This is a genomic window from Zunongwangia sp. HGR-M22 (assembly GCF_027594425.1).
Classification (GTDB): domain Bacteria; phylum Bacteroidota; class Bacteroidia; order Flavobacteriales; family Flavobacteriaceae; genus Zunongwangia.
The window spans coordinates 3408284-3425423 of sequence record NZ_CP115159.1; the positions used below are offsets into that span (position 1 = coordinate 3408284).

At 35.5% G+C, this 17140-nt stretch carries 13 protein-coding genes; 2 read left to right on the forward strand and 11 right to left on the reverse strand.

Annotated features, from left to right (window positions below; genetic code table 11):
• Positions 1-49: 49 nt before the first annotated feature.
• The 4 genes from PBT91_RS14825 to era form a co-directional block, all read right to left on the reverse strand.
• Positions 50-2815 carry an outer membrane beta-barrel protein gene (locus tag PBT91_RS14825; protein WP_270059238.1) on the reverse strand — a complete coding sequence of 922 codons (2766 nt, stop codon included), beginning with the start codon at positions 2813-2815 and terminating at the stop codon, positions 50-52.
• 179 nt (positions 2816-2994) lie between these two features.
• Positions 2995-4299: a ribosome biogenesis GTPase Der gene (gene der / locus PBT91_RS14830; protein ID WP_270059239.1), complete on the reverse strand. Its 1305-nt coding sequence runs from the start codon at positions 4297-4299 to the stop codon at positions 2995-2997.
• Between the two features lie 78 nt (positions 4300-4377).
• The gene (locus tag PBT91_RS14835) at positions 4378-5637 is read right to left on the reverse strand and encodes a cation:proton antiporter (RefSeq protein ID WP_270059240.1); all 1260 of its coding nucleotides are present in this window, start codon (positions 5635-5637) and stop codon (positions 4378-4380) included.
• Positions 5638-5741: 104 nt separating this feature from the next.
• Complete coding sequence (gene era / locus PBT91_RS14840) at positions 5742-6626, reverse strand: GTPase Era (RefSeq protein ID WP_270059241.1); 885 nt, start codon at positions 6624-6626, stop codon at positions 5742-5744.
• 264 nt (positions 6627-6890) lie between these two features.
• On the opposite strand from era, the gene PBT91_RS14845 reads away from it, so the two are divergent.
• Positions 6891-8432 (forward strand): SulP family inorganic anion transporter, encoded by a 1542-nt coding sequence (locus PBT91_RS14845; RefSeq protein WP_270059242.1) that lies wholly within the window; start codon positions 6891-6893, stop codon positions 8430-8432.
• Positions 8433-8555: 123 nt separating this feature from the next.
• Here PBT91_RS14845 and PBT91_RS14850 read toward each other — a convergent pair whose 3' ends face one another.
• On the reverse strand, positions 8556-10070 hold the full coding sequence (locus PBT91_RS14850; protein ID WP_270059243.1) for a carboxypeptidase-like regulatory domain-containing protein: 1515 nt from the start codon (positions 10068-10070) through the stop codon (positions 8556-8558).
• A 210-nt stretch (positions 10071-10280) separates the two neighbouring features.
• On the opposite strand from PBT91_RS14850, the gene PBT91_RS14855 reads away from it, so the two are divergent.
• Positions 10281-11717 carry a TonB-dependent receptor gene (locus PBT91_RS14855; RefSeq protein ID WP_270059244.1) on the forward strand — a complete coding sequence of 479 codons (1437 nt, stop codon included), beginning with the start codon at positions 10281-10283 and terminating at the stop codon, positions 11715-11717.
• Positions 11718-11775: 58 nt separating this feature from the next.
• On the opposite strand, the gene PBT91_RS14860 is transcribed toward PBT91_RS14855, so the two are convergent.
• The 6 genes from PBT91_RS14860 to PBT91_RS14885 form a co-directional block, all read right to left on the reverse strand.
• Positions 11776-13725, reverse strand: coding sequence for a M1 family metallopeptidase (locus PBT91_RS14860; protein ID WP_270059245.1), 1950 nt, complete (start codon positions 13723-13725; stop codon positions 11776-11778).
• A gap of 175 nt (positions 13726-13900) precedes the next feature.
• The gene (locus tag PBT91_RS14865; RefSeq protein ID WP_270059246.1) at positions 13901-14359 is read right to left on the reverse strand and encodes an RNA methyltransferase; all 459 of its coding nucleotides are present in this window, start codon (positions 14357-14359) and stop codon (positions 13901-13903) included.
• 131 nt (positions 14360-14490) lie between these two features.
• Entirely contained in the window at positions 14491-14931 is a 441-nt protein-coding gene (locus PBT91_RS14870; RefSeq protein WP_270059247.1) for a MarR family winged helix-turn-helix transcriptional regulator, read from the reverse strand.
• Positions 14928-15413 (reverse strand): glutathione peroxidase, encoded by a 486-nt coding sequence (locus tag PBT91_RS14875; protein WP_270059248.1) that lies wholly within the window; start codon positions 15411-15413, stop codon positions 14928-14930. The genes PBT91_RS14870 and PBT91_RS14875 overlap by 4 nt, the downstream gene beginning before the upstream one ends.
• 189 nt (positions 15414-15602) lie before the next feature.
• Complete coding sequence (locus tag PBT91_RS14880) at positions 15603-16388, reverse strand: hypothetical protein (RefSeq protein WP_270059249.1); 786 nt, start codon at positions 16386-16388, stop codon at positions 15603-15605.
• A 4-nt stretch (positions 16389-16392) separates the two neighbouring features.
• On the reverse strand, positions 16393-17133 hold the full coding sequence (locus PBT91_RS14885; protein ID WP_270059250.1) for an MIP/aquaporin family protein: 741 nt from the start codon (positions 17131-17133) through the stop codon (positions 16393-16395).
• Positions 17134-17140: the final 7 nt, after the last annotated feature.

Sequence of the window (17140 nt, forward strand, 5' to 3'; positions counted from 1 at the left end):
CAATCTTATGGCTAAGATTGGGCATTTTTTTGTCAATTATTTTAAAGTACTATCTTGGTGGTCGTCGGCCTCCTCTGCCACCTCCATAACCTTGACCTCCAAAATTCTTTAAGTTATAAGTAAAACTTAGCATTGCATACTGAGTAAGTACTAAACTGCTAGAATCCTGAATATAATCATCCCCAAATTGTCTGCGGGTATTTATTACCTGATCTAATACATCATAAACTTTTATCTTTAGGTTTGCTTTCTCATCCCAAAACTGATATCCTAAACTGGTATTCCAAAGCAAAGAAGTATTATCAAATTGAGAAGATACATTTCCGAATTTATTATAAGAAATATCATTACCAAAAACTACATTTTTAGGCCAGTATGTAGTCACCTCTAACCCTGCACGCTGATTAATAAATTCTCGGTCATTTGGATTACTAATACTATAATGAGAATTATTGTAACCTATACCTACTTCTGGATTAATCTCTAAAACGTCTTCGATGGCATACGTAATTCTTATCGAAGGATCGATAGAAACGGTCTCTGAATAAAATTTTATACCATTAGAAAATCCCACATTTTTATTGTAGCTACTATTTAAAGATAAACGATATCTAAACTCGCTATTTTCATTCTTCTTTTGCTTGTTATAGAAAACACCTAAAGAAGCAGACATAGCGCCGTCAACATTCGTATACGTTGTTGTTCTGGAGAAATCTTGTGTATCTGTAATTGTTCTAGCTACAACACTATTTTCTGTAAAATTTAAATTGAAATAACTAAAAATACCGCTACGAGTTGAAAAATCGAAATTACGATATCCTCCTCGAATATTGTGAGTATAAGAAGGTCTCAAATCTGGATTACCAGTAAGGATATTATTGGGATTAGTTTGATCGATAACCGGCTGTAATTGCCGTACTGAAGGCACATTAGCATCTGTAGAATAATCTATGGATAAACTTTTTGATCGCTCAACTTCATACCTAATCCTTGCTCGCATATAAAGATTATTATATGTGTTATCGAATGAAATATCAGATAGATAATTATTATTTTCTAAAGTGGTGTTTAAAAAACCAAAATTAGTATCTATTCTCCAAACATCCCCTTCATAGTTGATTCCGGCATTTGGGATATGCTGTCTACTTTTTACTTCAAAGTTACTGCTTAAGCCTTCATTCAAAACACTATAATCGCCATTTTCGTCAGCTTCAAACACATAGCGCTCATTTGTGTTATTGTTTGAAGAAAAATCATATGATAAATCCAGAAAGAGATCGTCAGCTAGTACACTCCGTTGGGAAACACTAAAGGAATAATTTTCTGTATTTCCATCTTCATCTATATATTGATCCTGTATTTCTGTATTATTACCATTATCATCGTATACTACTCTTTCAGAATAAAAATAATTGTCATTTTCCTGTTCGTCATAAGTGTTTCTAAACTCCATTTGCAGAAAAGCACCCCGATTCCCAAATCGTTTAATAAAATCAATGTTATTACTGAAGCTAGTACTGTGAATATCTTCAGATTCTTCGATTAAAGTAGTGTTTACCAATTCACCGTCTTCATTAGAACGATCAGAAGATGATCCTCGTTCCGAAATTCCTATGTTAGCGGTAAATCGAGGGGAAACAGAAAGTTTTGTAAGGGTATCAAATTCAATTTCGAATCTTGCATTAGCTCTATGACTATCATTTAAAAGATTACTATAACTATCTGAATTTTCAAAAAAGCTTATACTTGCCCCGTCTTCTTCAGTATTAGTTGAATCTGCGATAGTATATTTAGTTTCTACTTCAGTTTCCTGCCGTGTATCGTTTCTTCCGAAGAAATAATCGCCATTAAACTCATATTTATCATTCCACTCATTAGTATAATTTAGCCCCGCATTTTCTGCTTTGGTGATACCGCCACCGCCTCCAAAAACTGAACGTGCATTGCCTCCCCCCATCATTCCGTAAACCTCATCGAAACTAAAACCTGAACTATTAATGTTATTAGAACTAGCCAGAATGCTTAAACGCATATCGTCTTTAAAAATATTCCCAATTCCGCTAAGTTCATAACGATCATCGGTACCACCACCGGCAGTAGCTCTCGCGAAATAGCCTTTATTCTTATCTTCTTTTATAGTAATATTTATGGTCTTATTATCTGGATCTCCCGCTTTACCGGTAAATTCTTCAGACTTAGTTTTTTCGTTTGAAACCTGAATTTTCTCTATAATCTCTTTGGGAAGATTTTTAGTCGCAATTAGCGGATCGTCGCCAAAAAACTCTTTACCGTTTACTTTAATACTGGAAACTGGTTTTCCGTTGACGGTTATCGCGCCATCAGAATCTACTTCTACGCCAGGTAATTTCTCCAATAATTCTTCAAGGTTTGCATTTTGCCGAGTTTTGAAACTATCGGCATTAAATTCTAAAGTATCTTTTTTTAATGTTAGCGGAGGTCTTGAAGCTACCACGGTTACCTCTCCTAATTGGTTATCCTGAAGTTCCATCTTCAAATCGCCTAGGTTTTGAGTTTCTTCCTTAATCTGAACTAACTTTTTAAAAGGCTTGTAACCCGCAAAAGATATTAAAAGATTCAAATTCTTTTCTTTAGATGAACCAGCAAGAGTAAATTCTCCAGAACTTTCAGATATTGTATACGTTACTAAAGTACTATCTGAGACTTTTTCTACATACACCGTAGCAGACGGAAGTGGATTGCCATCTGGATCCAGTACCTTCCCAGACATTTCGAATTTCTGAGAGAAACTTATCGCGCTGATAAAAAGAAACGCAATTACAAAATAAAATTTCATTGATTGATGTTTAAAATTTTCGGTTTAGGTTACAAACGTGGTGGTCATATTCAATTAGACTCTCCTAAAACGAAAACGTTTAATAAAACATCAAAGATTTCATAAAAAAGCATAAAAAAAGGATTCAAAAACCTTAAAATGGCTTAAGAATCCTTCACTAAACTATTAGAATATTTTTTTTATTTCTTTCTAAAATATACCGTAATAGGAACTCCTTTAAAATCAAATTCCTCACGTAATTTATTTTCTATAAATCGTTTATAAGGATCTCTTACGTATTGGGGTAGATTACAGAAAAATGCAAACTGCGGTTGTGGCGTAGGCAGTTGCATACAAAATTTAATCTTAACGAACTTCCCTTTATAAGCCGGTGGCGGATTATTTTCTATAATAGGAAGCATTACATCATTAAGCTCTCTAGTTTTTATTTTTTTACTTCGGTTTTCAAAAACCTTAACAGCAGTTTCAATAGCTTTAAAAATGCGTTGTTTATTCAGTACCGACATAAATATAACTGGTACATCTGTAAAAGGTTCAATTTCGCGACGAATCTCCTGCTCTAAAGTCTTCATGGTATTGGTTTCTTTTTCTACCAAATCCCACTTATTTACAAGAATAACTATTCCCTTACGGTTACGCTGTGCCAGCCAAAATATATTTTGCACCTGACCATCGAAACCTCGGGTAGCATCTAAAACCAGTAAACAAACATCGGCATTTTCTATTGCTCTTACCGACCGCATTACCGAGTAAAATTCAAGATCTTCCTTTACCTTCGATTTTCGGCGAATCCCAGCAGTATCTACTAAATTAAATTCAAAACCGAATCTATTATATTTGGTATCTATAGAATCTCTTGTTGTACCAGCAATATCAGTTACAATATATCTTTCTTCACCAATTAAAGCATTTATAAAAGAAGATTTACCAGCATTAGGCCGCCCTACTACTGCAAATCTTGGAAGTTCACTTTCTTCGACATTTGTCTCTTCTGGTAAAGCCTTGATAACGGCATCTAATAAATCTCCGGATCCGCTACCATTTGTACTCGCAATAGGAAAATAATCACCTAATCCCAAAGAATAAAATTCAACAGCGTTTTCTAGACGTTTATTATTATCTACTTTATTTACGGCAAGAAATACAGGTTTGTTTACCTTTCTAAGAAGTATTGCAACATCTTCATCCATCGGGGTTATGCCTGTCTCTACGTCTACCATAAAGATAATCACATCAGCCTCATCGATGGCGAGTTCAACCTGCTTATCTATTTCAGATTCAAAAACATCATCACTCCCAATAACATAACCACCGGTATCGATTAATGAAAAATGTCGACCATTCCAGTCTGATTTTCCATAATGACGATCGCGGGTTACACCACTTACAGAATCTACAATCGCCTCGCGACGTTGTATTAAACGATTAAAAAAAGTAGATTTTCCAACATTAGGTCTCCCTACAATAGCAACAATACCACTCATAACTAAAAATTATTTGCAAAGGTAGTACTAAACAACCGATTTAGAAACAATAAACTTTCCTGAATTTAAAACCATAAACTATTCAGTGGCTTGTGTATTCTGTGTTTTTTCAATTAGTTTCCCAACAGTTAATCCTTGGACTAAAATAGCAAAGATCACCACAACATAGGTCATCACTAGAAATAGATCGCGATCCATATCTTTAGTTAGTCCTAAACAAAGTGCGATAGAAATCCCACCTCTTAAACCGCCCCACGTCATAATTAGATTGGTTTTCGGCACAAAGCCTAGCTTCTTTCTAAAAAACTCTATTGGCAGCAACAAAGAAAGATAGCGGCAAACAAGCACTACCGGAATAGCTAATAACCCGGCTAGAATATACTCCAGATCGAACGTGAGCACCAAAATTTCCATCCCGATAAGAACAAAAAGCACCGTATTTAAAAGAATATCGATAAGCTCCCAAAATTTATCTACATAGGTTTCAGTCATCTCAGACATAGAAGATTGACGTACCGTGTCTTTTCCTACTAACAAACCTGCTGTTACCATTGCCAATGGAGCTGAAAAGTGAAGTTTTTGAGCAACTGCTGTCCCGACCATTACCGCGGCTAGTGTTATAATTACTTCGGTATCATAATCATCAATCGAGCGCATTAAAAGATAGGTGATATACCCAATCCCTAATCCTAGACCTACGCCACCAATAACCTCAGCACCAAAAAGTTCAAGAATATGCATAAATCCGGTACTTTCTTCGCTTCCACCAGATTCGGCTATATTAAATATGGTTAGAAAAACGACTACTCCTACTCCATCATTAAACAAAGATTCTCCCACAATTTTTGTTTCAAGTTGTTTGGGAGCACCTGCTTTTTTTAATATTCCTAAAACAGCAATAGGATCTGTAGGCGAAATTAAAGCACCAAATAATAAACAATTTATAAAGTCTACCTCCAAGCCAAATAAAGGCAGCATGAAATAAACAAGACTACCTACTAAAAAGGTTGAAGTTAGCACTCCTAATGTTGCAAAAACAATTACAGGCCATCGCTGTACTTTTAATTGTTCAAAATTTGTATGCAAAGCTCCGGCAAAAAGCAAAAAGCTAAGCATTACATCTAACAACAAGGTTCTAAAATCGAGTTGGGTAATGATATATTCCTCGATATCGAGTAAAGTATCATCGAAAAAACTAATCCCGAAAACAATTAAACTGAAAATAATTGTAATCAGCATTAAACCAATGGTAGTTGGTAATTTTAAAAATCGAACATTCACATAGCCAAATAAAGCGGCTAATGCAATGATAATGGTTAGAATAATAAACGGACTCATATTTTTGCTGAAGTAATAGTTCAGCTTAAAGATATACGAATCGATTTGGGAATCAATTTAACCCGGGTCTTTTAACGAAAGATTAAAATAGCTAACGCACCAAATTAGTCTTTAGAATAACCAAAACGCTTTAATTGTCTATCGTTACTTCTCCAGTTTTTGTTCACCTTCACATAAAGTTCTATATGCACCTGCTTCCCAAAGAATTTCTCTAAATCGGCACGCGCCTCTACACCTACACGTTTTAAAGCATTCCCTTTATGACCAATTATAATTCCTTTTTGCGTATCACGTTCTACCATGATCACACTACGCATTCTTATAATTTTTTCTTCTTCAAAAAACTCCTCGGTTTCTATTTCTACGGAATAAGGAATTTCTTTTTTGTAATGCATCAAAATTTTCTCGCGAATAATTTCATTTACAAAAAAGCGTTCCGGTTTATCAGTAAGACTATCTTTAGGATAAAATGCGGGACTTTCTGGTAATAACTCAATAATACGACTAAAAACTTCAGCCACATTAAATCCCTCTAGGGCTGAAATTGGATAAATTTCGGCATTAGGAACTTTTTCTTTCCAAAGCTGCACCTGAGATTCGAGCTGCTCTTGGTTAGATTTATCGATTTTATTTAGCAATAATAAAACTGGAATTTCGGCATGAATAATTTTTCTGAAAAAAGACTCATCTTTTAATTCCCGTTCACCAATTTCAACCATGTATATTAGCACATCTGCATCTTCAAAAGCAGATTTCACAAAATCCATCATCGATGCCTGAAGTTCATACGCAGGTTTAATAATCCCGGGAGTATCACTCAAAATTGCTTGAAAATCTTCACCATTAACGATCCCTAAAATACGATGTCTCGTAGTTTGTGCTTTAGAAGTAATAATTGATAATCGCTCTCCTACAAAAGCATTCATCAATGTCGATTTTCCTACGTTTGGATTTCCGATAATATTTACAAAACCTGCTTTATGTGCCATGCTGAATTTTTTACAAAGATATTTTATTTAATTACTGCAACCTAAAACCAAACGAAAAATTGATTTTTTTCAGAAAAGAAGACTTCCAAATTTCTAAAAATGACTACTAAATACATAATAAACAAGCTTTTATATTACGATACCATTAAAAATTGAATGCTTTTAAGCAGTCTTCTTTCTTATTAAATTAAATTATATAATTTTGCGGCTTCTAAAATTGAAGCCTAAGGCTTTAAATATCAGCAAAAAGACACAAAAAGCACTATGAAACAAGTCTTCAATCTCTTTGATTTCTCACAAAAAGTTAATTATAAAACCGAGATTTTGGCTGGGCTAACCGTGGCGATGACCATGATCCCAGAATCCTTATCTTTTGCTATACTAGCAGGATTCCCTCCATTGGTTGGTTTATATGCCGCATTTATCATGGGATTAATTACTGCCATATTTGGTGGTCGCCCAGGACTGGTTTCTGGTGGTGCCGGTGCAACCGTGGTTGTTTTAATTGCTTTGATGAACTCTCACGGATTAGATTATGTATTTGCCGCAGTGGCCATGGCCGGCGTCATCCAAATTGCCGTTGGCGTGTTTAAACTCGGGAAATTTATACGATTAGTGCCACAACCTGTAATGTTTGGATTTGTAAATGGTCTTGCGGTTATTATTTTTTCTGCTCAATTAGAACAATTTAAAGAAGTAGTAAATGGGCAGGTAGAATGGTTAACCGGTAGCCCATTATTAATTATGCTCGCTTTAGTTACTTTAACGATCGCTATCATTCTTATTTTCCCTAAAATAACCAAAGCAGTGCCACCATCGTTGGTAGCGATATTGGTGGTTTTTGCGATTGTTTATTTCTTCGGAATTGAGACCAGACAGGTAAAAGATATCGCTTCAGTAAGTGGTACGTTACCTCCATTTCACATTCCGCAGGTTCCATTTACTTTAGAGACGTTAAAAATTATTTTACCGTACGGACTTATCATGGCAGCGGTTGGTTTAACTGAAGGGCTCTTAACTTTAAACCTTGTTGATGAAATTACGGGAACCCGTGGTCGTAGTAACAAAGAATGTGTTGCACAGGGAACGGCTAATATCGCCAATGGTTTTTTCTACGGAATGGGTGGTTGCCCAATGCTTGCACAAACGCTGGTAAATTTATCTTCCGGATCTCGCGCCAGACTGTCTGGAATTATCGCAGCAATTACCATTTTAGTTATTATTCTTGTAGGCGCTCCTGTAATAGAATTATTACCCATGGCAGCACTTACCGGCGTAATGATTATGGTTGCTTTTGGTACTTTTGAGTGGGCAAGTTTTAAAACACTTACCAGAATGCCCAAGCATGATATTTTTGTGATGGTATTGGTAACCTTAATTACTATTTTACTTCATAATCTGGCACTTGCAGTACTAATAGGTGTAATTATTTCAGCATTAGTATTTGCCTGGGATAACGCAAAAAGAATTAGAGCTAGAAAAAGAATCGACGAAAATGGCGTAAAACATTATGAAATTTACGGTCCGCTTTTCTTTGGATCTACCACGGCATTCAATGAAAAATTTGATGTTTTGAATGATCCTGAGGAAGTGATTGTAGACTTTTCTGAAAGTAGAATTGTAGATATGTCTGGTATTGAAGCAGTAAACAAGCTTACTGAACGATATGCTAAGCAAAATAAAAAATTACACCTTCGTCATTTAAGTGACGATTGCCGTCATCTTTTAAACAATGCAGATGCAATTATCGAAGTAAATATTATAGAAGACCCAACCTACCGCGTAGTTACCGATCGCGTAGATTAGTTTGATTTTCGATTATCCGTAAATTGCTACGGACATTCAAATTTTATTTATATAAATTAAAAAAGCTCCCTAACTATCGAATTTCGATATTTTAGGGAGCTTTTTATTTTAAGGCTTATCTATTTATTCTGAATCTTCAGCTTCGTCCATCGCACTAAAGGATTTGATGGCTTGATTTGGCTCCATTACATTGTATCCATCCCAAAATTCAGCATTATATTTTTTGAATTTCTTATAATCAAACTGGTTATTTACTTCTACTGAAGCATAAGCCTCTTTATCCATTTCCTCTTCATCATAAATAATCCACTGCCCTTTAGAAACATCACTTGCAACAATATCCATCTCTAGATCTAATTCTTTAAGACGTTTGTTCCAATACCATTTTCCCTTTTTTACTAAAATCTTTAAAGGTCGGCTTACACCAAAAGTATTCCCAGAGCTACGCTCTACATATTTTAGATTGTATTTGTCGTTTTGATCTTTAGCAAAAATCATTTTCCCCTGAAAAACGTCTTTCTTATTACTTACTCCAAATAGTTTGAATTTCTTTAGTGGTTTTACGTTATCATAATCCAAACGGTAAAGTCCAAAATCTTCTGTACTTACAAACATTTTCCCTTTAAAGTCGGCACCGCGTTTTGGTTTAAAATTAATTACATAGGCGATATCGTTCCCGATCTGGGTATACCCTTCAACTTCAAATTCATATTTTCTTGATTTCTGAAAAACATCGAATGTAATATCATCCTTCCAAAACATTCCTTTTAGGCTAGCCAAAAGTTTTGACTGAATACCATTCGCTAAATTCTCATAAAGCTTAATACTATCTTTAGTCTTTTCTTCAGCAGTTTTTTCTTTAGGTTCTTCCGCTTCCTCCATTTCTTCAAGAAACTCTTCGCTATCCATTTTAAATCCTAACAATCCAGATTTAATTTTCACGTAAGTATCTTCGCCAAGATTATCTTTGATTATTTGCTCCATACGCTCGCCAAGTTCTTCTACTCCCTGCTCGTTCGTTGGATTGTAAAGATTAGCAATTTTAATTACCTGAACTTTTTGATCCTCATAATTCCCGTAAAAATCACCAAGATACTCCATGTAACTATCTACGTAACGCGGAATTTGAGTTAGAGCATTATTCACAAATTTCTGATCGATTTCTGGAATGGTACTTTCTTCCACCTCCATATCCAAACGTTTGATATCATTGAAGTAAGAACTTCGATAAAAAAAACGCTTCTTTGCGTAATTAAAATTATAATTAGAATCGATATTCGCTAAAACCTTCTCCAAAATTTCTTCACCGCTTAAGTCTTTATCAGAAAGGAAAACTTCTGTTAACGTAATTGAAGATGGTTTTATAAATAAGGTATCTTTTAATTCTGAAATTAGCATTTCGGTCTCCTCGTATCCTAAAGAAGAAACTTTTATTTTATTATTTTCTGAAATTCCTTCGGGTAGTACAAAAACGCCCTCGTCGTTGGTTAAAACTCCCTTGTTTTCTCCATACTGAATGGTCGCATAAGGAATAATTTCTTTGGTTTGTGCATCTGCAAGTACCGCAGAAATTTCGGTCTGCTGGCTAAAAACGGTTGCGGAAATAAATAAAAGTGCCTGAATAATTAATGTTCGCATTTTGATGATGATTTGGTTAGATGACTCATTTTTAAATAGCTGACTAAAAAAGTATAACTAAACTTTTAGATTTATTAAATATAAAGTAATGGATTTATTTACCTAACGCATAATCATAAATAAATATTATAGAATATCTAACATTGCTTTAGGGCGCACTCTTCAGAATAATTGTAATTTTAGGCAAACGAATGCCTAAAGGTCTAATCTATGCCAATTAATGTTCAGGGAGACAAGGAGTTTGATAAAATAACTTCTATTCAGAATAAAGCACTCCGCATTAATCTTAATGAAAATATTTACGGAACTTTTGCCGAAATCGGTGCCGGACAGGAAACAGTAAGAAACTTTTTTAGAGCGCCAAACCCTTCTGGGACCATTGCAAAAACAATGAGTGCCTATGATAAGGATTTTAGTGATGCTATTTATGGTGCCGAACCTGCCAAACGATATGTAACCGAACCTCGTCTTAAAGCCATGATGGCCTACGAAACCGGTCTTATCGAAAAACGGATATCACGATTAAAACATCCTAATAAACTCTTTTTTAGTTTTGCCAACACGGTTGCGACTATAGATTGGGCAAAAAAATACAAAGGCCATGGGTGGATAGGGATCAGATTTCAAACCAAGCCAAAGGAAGAGTACAGTGAAATAATTCTACACGTGCAATTGCACGAAAACAAAGCTGCCCAACAACAAATAAGTCTAGGGATAATGGGGGTTAACCTTATTTATGCAGCCTATTATCATCACGACGATCCCAAAGTTTTACTCAAGCGTTTATACGATCACCTAAGTGCTGATAAAATTGAAGTAGATACGATCAATTTTACAGGTCCTGCGTTTAAAGATGTTGATAATAGACTTATGAGTTTGCAATTGGTAAAAAACGGAATGACCGATGCGGTGATGTTCGCTCCATCTGGGAATAATGTTTTACCGGCAAATGTGCTTTACAAGAAAAATATTTTAACGCTACGCGGAAGTTTTAGACCGGTAACCAAAGTAAACATAAGTATGTACGAGAAGTCGCTGCGTATGTTTATGGAGGATCATGACATACAACGTGCTGCGACAGAAGTTATATTTGAAATTACGCTTTTCAATCTAAAAGGTGAAGGCGACGAAATTGATGAACGAGATTTTCTAAATCGTGCTGACTTGCTTTGTGCTCTTGGCCATACGGTAATGATTTCTAATTTTCAGCAATACTATAAAGTAGTGAATTATTTTGCTCAATTTACCTCAGAGCAAATTGGTCTTACCATGGGAGTTACTACTTTACAGGATATTTTTGATAATAAATACTATACTAATTTGAGTGGTGGAATTTTAGAAGCTTTTGGTTCTCTATTTGCCCGTAATGTAAATATCTATCTCTATCCATCCAGAGATGAGGAAACCGGCGAAATATACACTACTAAAAACCTGAGAGTAAACAATAATACCAGAGGTTTATATAATTTCTTTAAGCAGAATGATCGTATTATCAACATTACAGATTACGATGAGGAAACTTTGGATATCAATTCCAGAAAAGTACATGAGATGATTACTGAAGAAAAATCGGGTTGGGAAGATATGCTACCAGAAAAAGTAACCGATTTGATTAAAACTCAGCAAATGTTTAGAAAGAAAAATTAGTGGCTAAAATTAAAAAATCCCGGAAAGACCGGGATTTTTTAATTGACTTTATAGGTTTCTAATTTTGATAGAAAGACTCAGCTGGCCAGCTATCATTAGAATAATCTACATCTGGTAAAATTTTATCTGGATCTATTTCGATACTTTTTGGAGCTTTATCTGTATCTACTAAGTGACTCCAACTATCGCCACGTTGCCATATTTCTACAGGAAGTGTTAGCATTTCTGAAGATCCATCCTGATAAGTAATTTTCATTTTTACAGGCATAGGCACTTCACCTTTATTAGCAACAGTAATAATAAAACCTTTGCCGTTTCTATTTTGTTTTACGCCTTCTATAGCAAGATCGATATTACCCGTTCCGTAGAACCAGCTTCCGAAGAACCAAGATAAATTCTCCCCGGCTACATTCTCCATGTGATTAAAGAAATCTTTAGGCTGCGGATGCTTAAAAGCCCAGGTTTTAATATACGATTTAAACGCGTTATCAAATCTTTCGTGACCTAAGATGTATTCTCTAAGCATTAATAGACCTATACCTGGTTTATAATAGGCCGTCATTCCAAGATTTCTTAAGTTAGTAACGTCTGGATATGTATCAATACCTTCTCTAGTTTCAGACTTAAACCACCCGGTAAGATTTCTAGTTTTATCTAGACTTGCAGGATATTCACCAAAATCTTTGGTACTATAATAGTTTATAAAGGTATTGAAACCTTCATCCATCCAGGCATATCTTCTTTCATTAGATCCCACAATCATAGGAAACCAGTTATGTCCAAATTCGTGATCTGTAACACCCCATAGTGAAGCGCCCTTACTTTTCCATCCACAAAAATTAAGACCAGGATATTCCATCCCGCCAATTTCAGCAGCTACATTCGTTGCAACTGGCCAAGGAAATTCATACCATTTATTAGAATAATGCTCTATAGACTGCTTACTATATTCTGTAGATCTTCCCCAGGCATCATTACCTGCACTTTCTTTTGGATAAACCGACTGAGCTAAAATATCTTTCCCGCTTGGCAAATCAATTTTAGCAGCATCCCATATAAATGCTCTTGAGGAAGCAAAGGCGATATCATGAGAGTTTTCCATTTTAAAATGCCAGGTAAGCGTTCCATCCTGCTTTGCTCTTAGCGAAGCGTCATTAATCTCATCTTCACCAATAATGGTTACGGTCTCATCACTCTTTCTTGCTTTATCTAATCGATTTCTTAATTTTGAAGAAAGGACTTTTCTTTCATTCACCAATTCACCAGAACCAACTACGATATGATCCCAGGGTGCGGTAATTTCATAATCAAAATCTCCGTATTCAAGATAAAATTCTCCTGCACCAAGATAAGGTTCTACATTCCACCCTTCGATATCATCATACACAGCGGTACGAGGATACCATTGCGCCATTGCGTAAATCGTACCATCTTCTACATCTAATCTTCCCATACGATCCATACCCTTAACTGGTATATTGTAGGTAAAGTTCATAGAAACTGTAGCAGTTCCTCCATTTGCTTTTATTGGCTTATCAAACCAAACCTGCATTCTGGTATCATTAATTAGATGCTTAGAAGAAGTACTTCTACCTGTTTTAGCTTCCAGATTAGAAATCTCGTAACCTCCATCTACATCCCCATTATAGCGGTTTCCACCTATTGGAGTAGTTAAAGTTCCTCTAGAATTTTCGGTAAAACGATTTTGCTCGAGATATAACCAGATAAAAGGTAATTCGTCTGGACTATTGTTAGTGTAAGAAAGCGTAATTTCTCCGCTTAAGGTATGTGCCTTATCATCTAGCGTTGCCTTTATTTCATAATCTGCTTCGTTTTGCCAATAGTCTGGCCCAGGTACACCTGAAGCTGAACGGTAAGAGTTACCGCTACGATCCATAAATTCATCAAAATCTTGCTGATTGTTCTCTGCCGCTTCCTGCGCTTGAGACACAAAGCTAAAAGCTCCTGTAAACGCCAAAGCTAGAACAGCCTTTGAAAAATATTTCATTTTACTAATTTTTATTTAATGACCGCTAATTTAAAGAAAGTATGAAGAAATCATGAACTAATAGATATGCAAAATCTTTTTAATAAATCGATTTATCAAATTATAGATATAGGCATTTATTTTTATAGAAAAATACGCAACGACTAGATATCTCTTCTGAATTCGGAAATTCTAATTATATTATATTCTTAGCACTACGATCGTACATTATAATACTACCGGCTACTGAAACATTGAGGCTTAAGGTCGATTTAAATTTCACCAGAAAATGTGATTTTTCAATGGCTTGTTTCGAAAGCCCATGATCCTCTGCTCCCAAAAGATAAACGCATCGGCGGGGATGTTCAAAACTTTCTAAAGGTTCCGCTTTTTCATCTAATTCTACGCCTACAAGCATAGCGCCTTTAGGCAAGTGCGCATAAAAATCTTCAAAACTATCGTAATGAAAATACGGCATTGCACCTACGGCCTTATGGGTATCGCACGCCTGTTTTGCATATCTATTACCAATGGTAAAAATAAAACTAGCTCCCATATTTTGGGCAGAACGCCATAAAACCCCCAAGTTTTCTGGAGTTTTTCCATTTTGAATTCCTATACCAAAAAAACCTTGTTGCAGATTATCCACTTTCATGGATGCAAGATATTATTTTAGGCTGAAATCTGAAATGGAAACATTTTAGAGATGCCAAGTTTGTAGAATTACTGAACTAATATTTGACCGCTATTTCTGCTAAAATCCGAACAAGATTTGAAGTATTTCAGCTACTTCTTTTTCTCAAAACGGGTAAGAAAATTTTTAATAAGCAATTGCATGCTTCCTAATTCTTCTACGGGAGTATTGAGCACTCTGGATAAGGAAAAGGGAATCCTTTTTGCTTTTGCTTTTAAAGCTTTTCCCGTTTCAGTAATACTGATTTCATCCTCTAAAGAATCCAACTGATCATTCTGAAGCGATACAAAGTTTTTTTGTTGAAGTCCTTTTAGAATAGGCATCAAGCTTTCTTTATTTAAATAAAGCTGCCTTCTAATTTGACCAATATTGACCTTATCCTTTTCCCATAACATCAGCATCACCATATATTCAGAGTAACTAAGCTGAAGTTTGGCAAGAACAGGCTGATAAAGACGAGATATGATTCTTGTAGAACCATAAACAGGAAAACACAATTGCTCGTTTAAACTGAGGGTAGATTTAGTTGTCATTTTGCGTTATTTAGGAGTTGTTTTATATCCTTTTCTATTTTTGCGGGTGAAGTTGTTGGCGCATATCTTTTGTAAGGTTCTCCGTTGGGTGCAATTAAGAATTTAGTAAAATTCCACTTAATTCTTTTCCCTAATGTTCCTGGCAAAGACTGCTTTAAGTATTTAAATATAGGATACGTATTACTTCCGTTAACATCGATCTTCTGTGTTAAAAGAAAAGTAACTCCGTGATTTATTTTACAGGCTTCCTCCATCGATTCGTTGGTCTCTGGTTCCTGTCCTGCAAATTGATTACATGGGAAACCAAGCACTACCAACCCATCTTCTTTATAATCTTGATGTAATTTTTCTAAACCTTCAAATTGTGGCGCCAAACCACACTTGGTTGCTGTATTTACGATCAAAATTGGTTGATTTTTAAAAGCTTCAAGCTGAAGCTTTTTACCATTGGCAGTACTTACTTCAAAGTCATAGATTTTCATAGCAATAACTTTCCCATTTATTTTCCTAAATCAAATTTCTGCATTTCCCCCGTCAATTTACAACAATCCTCATAAATTAATTTTATGAGGATATTATATTTTTCATACTTAAGGATAAAATAAATTGCGACTTCAATTCCGAAGCAAAAATTAGTTTATTTAACTATGCAAAAATCTTTAAATTATTAACTAAAATAAATTAAATGCAACCTGTATCGCGCCATAATCTTGCACAGGATTCCAACTTGCTGTTGCTGAAACCGGGAGCGTAAACTTGTCAAAAACATTTAGATCTCGATTGTAAATCACTCCAATATTGGTAATTCCTGCTTCATCTCCATAAAAATGTGCGTCTTGTGGAGCAAAAGACCAGGATCCACCTACAAGACCTGATAAAGACCAGTCTTTTTCATCTAATATTACATAACTAGCTTCTACATAATTAGAAAATGCATTTCGCAATTGACCATTATCATTTACATAAGTGTCCCTTCCCTGCACTATCGTACTCCATGATAATTTTAAAGGAATTTTTTGAAATTGATATCCTAAAATAACATCTATAAAATGTGAAGTTTCACTACGGTCGTAATCAAAAATCTTAGCATCTGGATAATCGCTGTAATTATTAATATCCCAAATAGCCAAAGACCAACCATTATGCATAAAAGTTATGTAGTAATCAAATTCGGTATAATCGCCATTGAAACCTCTACCGCCCCAAAGTCCTGCTTTAAAGAATCCGTTTTTAGAAGTATAGTTGATATCTGCCGCCGTCATTGGCGCATCGGTAACATGCAGCCCTTTCCAAAGGTGCATGTTTTTAAGCTGAAGATTAAAATGAAATAATTTGGTATCATTTTCAACTTCATCTTCATTTCGCTCCTCTACGATATTTTCATCACTAACCTGAGCGAAAGAAATATTACCCGCCAACAAGAAAGTTAGCAGAAAAATAGCATGTATATTTTTCATAAAATTACTTTCCTAAAATTAAAAATAGAATTGCAGCAATGGCGGCTCCAATAATTGGTCCCACAATTGGAATCCAGGCGTACGACCAATTGCTATCGGTTTTTCCTTTAATCGGTAAAAGGGCATGTACAATTCTTGGTCCCAAATCACGCGCTGGATTAATTGCGTAACCTGTAGTCCCTCCAAGAGAAAGGCCAATTCCCCAAACCATAAATGCTACAGGGATGGCCCCAATAGCTCCCAAACCAACTTTAGTTGTCCCCCCAGACTCTGTCTCGAAAGATGCATCTGCAAAATAAAACACGGCGATAACGAGAACGAAGGTTCCCAAAATCTCACTCATTAAATTTCTAAAATTGTTAGGGATTGCTGGATCTGTACAAAAGACGGCTCTCTTTAACCCAGCATCCTCGGTAGCATCAAAATGGTCTTTATACATTACATATACTAACGAAGAACCAATCATGGCGCCTATAAATTCTCCTGCTAAATAGGTAGGCACATCTGCCCATGGGAAAAGTCCCCCAATGGCCAAGCCTAAAGTAACTGCTGGATTTAAGTGCGCACCACTGTAGGGACCTGCGACCACAACACCGGCAAAAACTGCTAATCCCCATGCGGTAGAGATACTTACCCAACCTCCGCCATTACCTTTGGTTCCGTTTAAAATATCATTCGCTACTACTCCGCCCCCCAATAAAATTAGTAATCCTGTGCCTAAAATTTCGGCTATAAAAGGTGTCATAAATGCT

What these genes read in the sequence shown, in the direction of transcription:
- PBT91_RS14825 (WP_270059238.1), bottom strand. Translation starts at nt 2,815, where the DNA reads ATGAAATTTTATTTTGTAATTGCGTTTCTTTTTATCAGCGCGATAAGT.
- der (WP_270059239.1), bottom strand. Translation starts at nt 4,299, where the DNA reads ATGAGTGGTATTGTTGCTATTGTAGGGAGACCTAATGTTGGAAAATCT.
- PBT91_RS14835 (WP_270059240.1), bottom strand. Translation starts at nt 5,637, where the DNA reads ATGAGTCCGTTTATTATTCTAACCATTATCATTGCATTAGCCGCTTTA.
- era (WP_270059241.1), bottom strand. Translation starts at nt 6,626, where the DNA reads ATGGCACATAAAGCAGGTTTTGTAAATATTATCGGAAATCCAAACGTA.
- PBT91_RS14845 (WP_270059242.1), top strand. Translation starts at nt 6,891, where the DNA reads ATGAAACAAGTCTTCAATCTCTTTGATTTCTCACAAAAAGTTAATTAT.
- PBT91_RS14850 (WP_270059243.1), bottom strand. Translation starts at nt 10,070, where the DNA reads ATGCGAACATTAATTATTCAGGCACTTTTATTTATTTCCGCAACCGTT.
- PBT91_RS14855 (WP_270059244.1), top strand. Translation starts at nt 10,281, where the DNA reads ATGCCAATTAATGTTCAGGGAGACAAGGAGTTTGATAAAATAACTTCT.
- PBT91_RS14860 (WP_270059245.1), bottom strand. Translation starts at nt 13,725, where the DNA reads ATGAAATATTTTTCAAAGGCTGTTCTAGCTTTGGCGTTTACAGGAGCT.
- PBT91_RS14865 (WP_270059246.1), bottom strand. Translation starts at nt 14,359, where the DNA reads ATGAAAGTGGATAATCTGCAACAAGGTTTTTTTGGTATAGGAATTCAA.
- PBT91_RS14870 (WP_270059247.1), bottom strand. Translation starts at nt 14,931, where the DNA reads ATGACAACTAAATCTACCCTCAGTTTAAACGAGCAATTGTGTTTTCCT.
- PBT91_RS14875 (WP_270059248.1), bottom strand. Translation starts at nt 15,413, where the DNA reads ATGAAAATCTATGACTTTGAAGTAAGTACTGCCAATGGTAAAAAGCTT.
- PBT91_RS14880 (WP_270059249.1), bottom strand. Translation starts at nt 16,388, where the DNA reads ATGAAAAATATACATGCTATTTTTCTGCTAACTTTCTTGTTGGCGGGT.
- PBT91_RS14885 (WP_270059250.1), bottom strand. Translation starts at nt 17,133, where the DNA reads ATGACACCTTTTATAGCCGAAATTTTAGGCACAGGATTACTAATTTTA.